This window comes from Methylacidiphilum sp. Yel, assembly GCF_004421185.1.
GTDB lineage: Bacteria > Verrucomicrobiota > Verrucomicrobiia > Methylacidiphilales > Methylacidiphilaceae > Methylacidiphilum.
This window is the reverse complement of record NZ_LXQB01000041.1, coordinates 25,484-32,772: the sequence shown is the minus strand read 5'-3', so window position 1 is coordinate 32,772 and position 7,289 is coordinate 25,484. Positions and strand designations below refer to the sequence as shown.

Annotated in this window: 5 protein-coding genes; all 5 read right to left on the bottom strand. The window is 40.2% G+C overall.

Annotated features, from left to right (window positions below; genetic code table 11):
• Positions 1–139 precede the first annotated feature (139 nt).
• A complete protein-coding gene (locus A7Q09_RS06730) occupies positions 140–1,084 on the bottom strand; it encodes a sigma 54-interacting transcriptional regulator (RefSeq protein WP_134390548.1) in 945 nt (314 codons plus the stop codon).
• 246 nt (positions 1,085–1,330) lie between these two features.
• The gene (locus A7Q09_RS06725; protein WP_134390546.1) at positions 1,331–3,484 is read right to left on the bottom strand and encodes a glycoside hydrolase family 3 N-terminal domain-containing protein; all 2,154 of its coding nucleotides are present in this window, start codon (positions 3,482–3,484) and stop codon (positions 1,331–1,333) included.
• 401 nt (positions 3,485–3,885) lie between these two features.
• Positions 3,886–5,262, bottom strand: coding sequence for a ribosome biogenesis GTPase Der (gene der, locus A7Q09_RS06720; protein WP_134390544.1), 1,377 nt, complete (start codon positions 5,260–5,262; stop codon positions 3,886–3,888).
• Positions 5,263–5,264: 2 nt separating this feature from the next.
• Entirely contained in the window at positions 5,265–5,876 is a 612-nt protein-coding gene (locus A7Q09_RS06715; protein ID WP_134390542.1) for a CDP-alcohol phosphatidyltransferase family protein, read from the bottom strand.
• Positions 5,877–5,882: 6 nt separating this feature from the next.
• The gene (locus A7Q09_RS06710; RefSeq protein WP_134390540.1) at positions 5,883–7,229 is read right to left on the bottom strand and encodes a glutamate--tRNA ligase; all 1,347 of its coding nucleotides are present in this window, start codon (positions 7,227–7,229) and stop codon (positions 5,883–5,885) included.
• Between the last annotated feature and the right edge of the window lie 60 nt (positions 7,230–7,289).

Here is a 7,289-nt window from a genome sequence, read left to right as displayed (position 1 = left end):
AATATTTTTATTGGATTTCAATTGTTCTTTTCTGTTCATACATAATTATACTACACATAGCTATAATTTATCGCCTTATATCCCCATGCCTGAAGGCAGGGGCATTACGGCGATGGATGGTAAAGTAAGAAAAGAAATATTAATGGATATCGTACTTACGTAACTTAGCGTAAAGAAGGGGCCTGACAATTCCAAGTTTTTTAGCGGCAGCCGAGCGAGTGGGACATTCGGCAAGAGCTTTATGTATAAACATTTGTTCCAATTCTTCTAAGGCTTTCGGCAGAGGTAAGTTGAAAAGATTTTGGATTTCTTTTACTTCTAGGGGATGATTAAGGGGCAGATCGATATCCATAGGCTCTATTGTCTTTTTTGGCTGAGTTAGACAAAGTCGAATAATCATATTTTCTAATTCCCTTACATTCCCTGGCCAATGATATCTATAGAGTAAAGAAAGCGCTTTTTTTGATATTCGTTTGGGATTTTCCTTTGCATATTTAGCGATAAAAAATTGGACTAAATCAGGAATATCTTCTTTTCTTTCTCTAAGGGGAGGCGTATGGATACGAATGACATTTAACCGGTAGAAAAGATCCTTACGGAATTGTCCACTTTGAATATTTTTTTCAATCGTCTCTTTGCTAGAAGCTATTATCCGAATAGAAGATCTAGCAGTGGTGATTTTCTCTTCTTCAAAAAGGCGAAGAAGTTTTGATTGCAGAGAAGGTTCCAGTTCTTCTACTCCATCAAGAAAAAGGGTGCCCCCAATAGCCTCTATTTTTTTCCCTTTAAGTCCCCTAACTGCCCTCTGAGATTCCACTCCAGCAAAATGGCCACCGAAGATTTCATTCTCAGCTAATTCTTTGGGAAGGGACGCACAGTGGATGGAAACGAAAGGATGCATTGCTCTTGAACTGCTAAAGTGAATGGCTTTTGCAACGATTTCTTTGCCACTACCTGTTTCTCCAGAAATCAATACTGGCTGATCAGTCATAGCAGCGATTGCTATCATTCTTCGGAGTTCCTCTGCCAAAGGGCTTGTACCGATGATTGCATATGGGGTATCTAAAGAAGCAGAACGTCTCATTGCAGCGAAGCGTTTGAAAAAGGCATTGGATAAGTGCTATTTGGTTGTATAAAAACATATTTTGTTGCAGACAGTAGCATGCAAATTATTAAGTCACAATATAGAAAGAGCATTGAGTTCTTTGTTGTCTTGGTGATAGCCACAGCTTTTTGACTTTCTTTCCTTTAAAAAGAAAAAGCAATACGAGACAAAAGTTTCTTTTGGTTTATTCCTAAATATTTTTTTTTTGCGGCAGGCTTAGTCTTATTATGGAACCAAATCAAACTGTGCTCTTTTCCCTTCCATTGAATTGGGTCCAACCCAGAGGAAAAACTGGCCCGGTTCAATCTTTCTTTTCCCTTCATAATCTATAAATGCTAAATCCACGGAGGAAATAGTAAATTTAATTTTTTGTCTTTCTCCAGGCTTAAGAAAGACTCTTTTTATTCCTTTTAGTTCTTTTAAAGGTCTAGAAAGGCTAGCTACTGGATCACGAATGTAAAGCTGTAGGATTTCTTCTCCAGGAACCGTGCCTGTATTTTCTATTTCTGTCAGGATCTCTAATGTTTGATGATAATTGATTCTGGAACGATTAAGAGTAGGGAAGCTGTAATGGAAAGTAGTATAGCTTAATCCATATCCAAAAGGGAAAAGGGGAGTGTTGCTTTGGTCGATATAGCGGCAGGAGGGAAAGGAGCGGTTGGCTGGTCTACCGGTAGGAAGTTGAGCATAATAAATAGGGATCTGTCCGACGGATCTTGGGAAGGTAATCGGCAACTTTCCAGAAGGGTTGTAGAGCCCAAAAAGAATCTGACCTAAAGCATCTCCGGTTTCTGTTCCTAAAAACCAAGCTTGCAGGATTGCTTTTGTTTTGGAAATGATTCTTGAGAGATCCAGCGGCCTGCCGCTAAAGACTATGAGGACAACTGGGATTCCGGTTTCTGATAAGACATCAATAAGCTTTTGCTGTTGTGTTGGCAAGTCTAAAAAAGCTCTCGATGCAGCTTCTCCTGACATATTTGCTTTTTCTCCCACTGCTGCCACTATCAGTTGACAATGTTGAGCGATTTTGATGGCTTGCTGATAATCTTCCGTGCCATGACTAAACTTATTGCAGCCTTCAACCACGTTGATTTTTGTTCCTCTAGGAGCATATCTTTTTAGGCCTTCAGCAAGAGTTATCACTTCATTGCTATCTCCGATGGCCGACCACGGGCCTAAATGTTCTTTGCGTTCTTCACTGAAAGGACCGATCAAAGCAATAGAGCGAATAGAAGGAGCAATGGGGAGCAGACCATCTTCATTTTTTAATAAAACCACGGATTTTTTGGCTGCTTCCAAAGCTATTTGCTTGTTGGTTTTAAGAATGGTCTGCCATCTGTTTTGATCTATCTTTAGAGGGTGTGGCTCTTGGGTAAAGAGTCCAAGCTTATTTTTAAGAGTTAGGACCCTCTGGACAGCAGCATCAATCGTTTCTTCTTTGACTTTCCCTTCTTGGAGGAGTTCTTCTAAATATTGGGAATAAAGACCACTGACCATATCTATGTCAATGCCAGAATTTATGGCTATTGCCACTGCAGCCTTTTCATTTTCAGCGATCCCGTGATGGACCAGTTCTCTGACGGCATTCCAATCGCTGATAACAGGACCTTCCAAGCCAATGTCCTTTCTTAGCAAATCTTTGAGCAACTGTGGATTGGCAGCTGGCGGTAAGCCATTGATGGCTACAAAGGCTGCCATCGTTGCAAATGCTCCTTGTTTAAAGGCTTGGAGAAATGGAGGAAGATAGATTTCTTGAAGCAATCTATAAGAAATAGTTACTGAATTATAATCTCTCCCCCCTTCGACAGCTCCATACCCGACAAAATGCTTAGGACAAGCAGCAAGGAGACTGGAAGAAGAAAGGTTCTTGCCTTGAAACCCTTTGATCCATGCTGAAGAAAGGAGAGAGGCTAAAAAAGGGTCTTCTCCTGGACTTTCGGCCACTCTTCCCCACCTAGGATCTCGACAAACATCAAGCATGGGAGCAAAAGTCAAATGGATCCCAAAAGCTCTTGCTTCTTTAGCGGCAGCACGAGCTACCTGCTCAATAAGTTCTGCATCCATGCTAGATGCCAAAGCGATCGGGATAGGAAAGATGGTTTTAAAACCATGCAGGACATCGAATGCAAATAGTAAAGGAATTTGTAAGCGGCTTTTATGCGAAGCGATCAGCTGAGCTGCTTCAATTTGAGAGGGGTCTGTTATGTTTAAAAAGGAGCCTACTTTTCCTTTTTGAATAAGAGTTTTTAGCTCTTCAGATAGTATTCCATCCTTGGGAGTTAATTGAACCAACTGTCCAATCTTTTCTTCTAGGTTCATTCGGGAAAGAATAGCTCTGATATCGGATGATTCGATCGGTTTTAAAGAGGATGAGGGCATTGCTAACACAATAAATAAAAAAGACTAACTGACAAAATATAGTCATCTAGGCTCAATCTGTCAGATGTTTTACAAAGAGATTTTAGGGAAATCCAGCTCCTTTTAAGCCTATCTAAAAAGGAACGAATCTGATTTTCTACTTTAGCGAAGTTGATTCCCTAGCTGACTTATGGCATGGACCAGATCCTTTATTCCCATCCATAAATGGATTGGCGATGGAAGGCTAGAGCAAATTTTTCAAAATGCTTCCTACATTGAAGTTACGGTCTTGGCTATAAGTCGGATATGCCCATGCTACTTTAGAAGTAAGTAGCTCACTGGATCTTTGCGGGATGGGTGGAAAACTAGGCCATTTTCCTGAACACGATTTTAAGGGTCATGTTCCAGGAAAGAGCTAATAACTATTTTTGGATCAGAAACGGTTTTTTCCCTTGGGCCTTTTTCCATTTCCACAAAATGGGACAACCTGTAAAGGCAAAAGTTTGGCGAAGTTTTCCTTCAAGAAATTTTTTGTAGGCAGCTTTGAGTAATTTGAGATTATTGACAAAAAGAACAAACGTTGGACAAGGAGGCACTTTTGAACTGTCTTTATCCTTAAGTTGCGTGGCGTAGTAAATTTTTAATCTTTTACCTTGAATGGGCTGTGGGGGGAATTGATGCAAGGTCCTTTGGAAAAATTCGGCTACTTCATGGGTAGGAATGCATTTTTTTCTTTCCTGGTCTACTAGAAGAATTGCAGTGAATAAGCTTTGATAATTCCATTTTTTTTCAGCGCTGAGTGCCACGACAGGGGCATAACTTAAAAATGGAAGCTCTCTTTGTATGAGTAGGCGACTTTCTGTTCCCCAGTTTCGCCGATCGAAGGAATTCTCTAACAAATCAATTTTATTGAGGACAATGATACAGGGCCGAAAGGCCTTTTGTATTAATCCTCCAATTTTTTTATCTTGTAGGCTAATTCCTTTTTCAGCATCAATGACAAACAAAACGATATGTGAGCGGTTTATAGCATGTACAGTCCGACCAGCGATTTTGCTTTCTAAGCCTGGTTGCAGTTTGTTTTTTTTTCTGAGCCCTGCCGTATCGATCAGTGTGAAAGGAACGCCAGCAATACTAAAATCAACATCAACAGCGTCATGAGTTGTTCCCGGATGTTCGTCCACCACAAGCCTTTTTTCTCCAATAAGCCCGTTTATCAATGTTGATTTTCCAGCGTTAGGTTGTCCTATTACGGCGATGCGGGTAGGAGAAGAAGCGGGCAGTTTTAAATCCTTTTGCTCAGTCTCTATGGAATCGGTCGTGAAGATGAAACGAAGAAGCTCTTCTATACCTCTATTATGTGCTGCTGAAACTGGGAAAATGGGATCGAATCCAAGCGCAACAAAGTCCAAAGTGTTATTTTCCAGTTTAGGATCGTCTATTTTATTGACGACAACAAAGACTGGCTTATTCCTTTTCTTTAAAAATTTTCCTATTTCTAAATCTAAAGGGGTGAGTCCAGTTCTGCCGTCGACGACAAAAAGGACATGGGTAGCTTCTGTTAAAGAAATCTCAATTTGCTCGAAAAGGGATTTTTCTAAACTTGTTTTTGGATTGAAGTCCAAACCTCCTGTATCTATAAGCATTGCTTTTTGGCCATCCCTGTGGATAAAAGAGATGATTCGATCCCTTGTGACCCCTGGGATATTATGAACCAGCGATAGTTCTTTGCAACAGATCCTATTGAATAAAAGAGACTTTCCAACGTTCGGCCTTCCGATAATGGCAACGACTTTCATCCCTATAAAAGATTATCTTTTTTTGCAGTAGGAGAAACAGAATGATGGTGTTGAGAAAGTAGAATTTTTATGGCTCTGATAGAATATACTATACTAGAAAGCATAAGGAAAAGCGCACACAAATAGACTGAAATATTGGTTAGTTTTGCAATTCCAAGCAGAGAAAAACCCACTAGACTAAAACTAATGAATGTAGCCAATTTGCCGGTCCAATGCGGCTGAACTTCCATTTCTTTGTGTAGGGCTTTTAAAAAAAGAAAACCAAATAGAAGGAAAAGATCTCTGGAAGCTATAAGAAGAGGTAACCAGAAAGGAATTTTAGCTATTTTTGAAGCGTTAATGGTTGCTAAGGAAAACAGCATGACAAAAAGAAGTAGTTTGTCAGCGATCGGGTCCAGAATGGCTCCTAGCTTGCTTTTTTGTCCACAGTTCCTGGCCAAATACCCATCGATACAATCAGAAAAGGCGGCAACTAGAAAAAAAATCAAAGAACCTGCACGCAGTTTTTCATCCGGTTGGCTGATTTCATCACTCTTTTCATATTGATTAAGGAAAAAGAGTATAAGAGGAAGGGATAGAATTCTAAACAAGGTTATCCATGAGGCCAGCGTCATATAGCATCATTCATGTTCAAATAGCACTTTATGTAATCTATACAAAACCTTCTCTTTTCCTAGTACTTCCAACATTGGATAAAGACTGGGACCAACTGTTCTTCCCGTAAGCGCTACCCTCAGTCTATGAATATAATCGGCAGTCTTTCTGCCGTTTTTCATCGCTAGGCTCTTAATAGTTTCTTCAAGTTCCTTTGCTTGAAAAGGAGAAACCTTTTCAAGGTATGGGAAGGCTTCTTTGAGGATATTCTTTCCCTCGTTGTCTAGATATTGTTGCAACACAGCCTCATTGTATTCGATTTGATCACTGAGCAGGGGTTTCATCCAATCAATGAGTTCTTTGCCCGTTTTTACTTTTTCTCTTACGATAGCAATAGCTCCTTTCAAAAAGGGGATATTATCATAGTGGTCATCAATAAGGCCTGCCTTTTTAAGCCAGGATAAAGCATGAGGAAATAGTTCATCTAAGGGCATTGTTCTCATGTATTCTCCATTAATCCACAGCAGCTTTTGACGATTAAAGCGAGCGTTGCTCCGATGAATCTGAGTCAGATCAAACTTTGCAATAGCCTCTTCAATATCAAATATCTCTCTGTTTTCTTTGATAGACCAGCCAAGCAAACACAAGTAATTGCGGAAGGCCTTAGGTAAATACCCTTCATCAATGTATTCCTGGACAGAGGAACCTTTGTCTCTTTTGCTCATTTTTGAGCCTTCCGGATTAAGGATAAGGGGAATATGAGCATAAAGAGGTGGCTTTATTCCTAAAGATTCAAAAATGGCAATATGTTTAGGGGTGTTAGACAAATGATCTTCTCCTCGTATCACATGGCTGATCTTCATTTCACAATCGTCTACAACATTAACGAGGTGAAAAACAAAAGAACCGTCTTTTCTACGAATCACAAAATCTTTTTCAAGGGTACAATCAAAATAGATATCGCCGCAGATAATATCTGGTACAATAATTCGCTTTCGAGGCATTCGGAAAAGCACAGCTCCCTCTTTGATATAAGCCATCTCTTTATCAATCAGCTTCTTACAGTAAGCTTCATAAATATCTTTTCTCTGGCTTTGAAAATAAGGACCAAATGGTCCAATGGTGCGGCCATCAGGCAATGGACCTTCGTCCCAATCTAGGCCTAACCAGCGGAGGTTCTCAAAAATAACCGATAGCGCTTGAGGGGTATTTCGGCTTGCATCGGTATCTTCGATCCTCAAAATAAAAGTTCCGTTCGTATGCCTGGCGTAAAGCCAATTGAATAGAGCAGTTCTGGCCCCTCCTACATGAAGATAGCCGGTAGGAGACGGAGCGAATCGAACCCGTGGATGAGATGGAGTGGTTGAGGTCATGGCAGAGAAGATAAGTTAAAAAATGATTCGTACTCTAGTCTAAATTATTCTAGGAAAGCT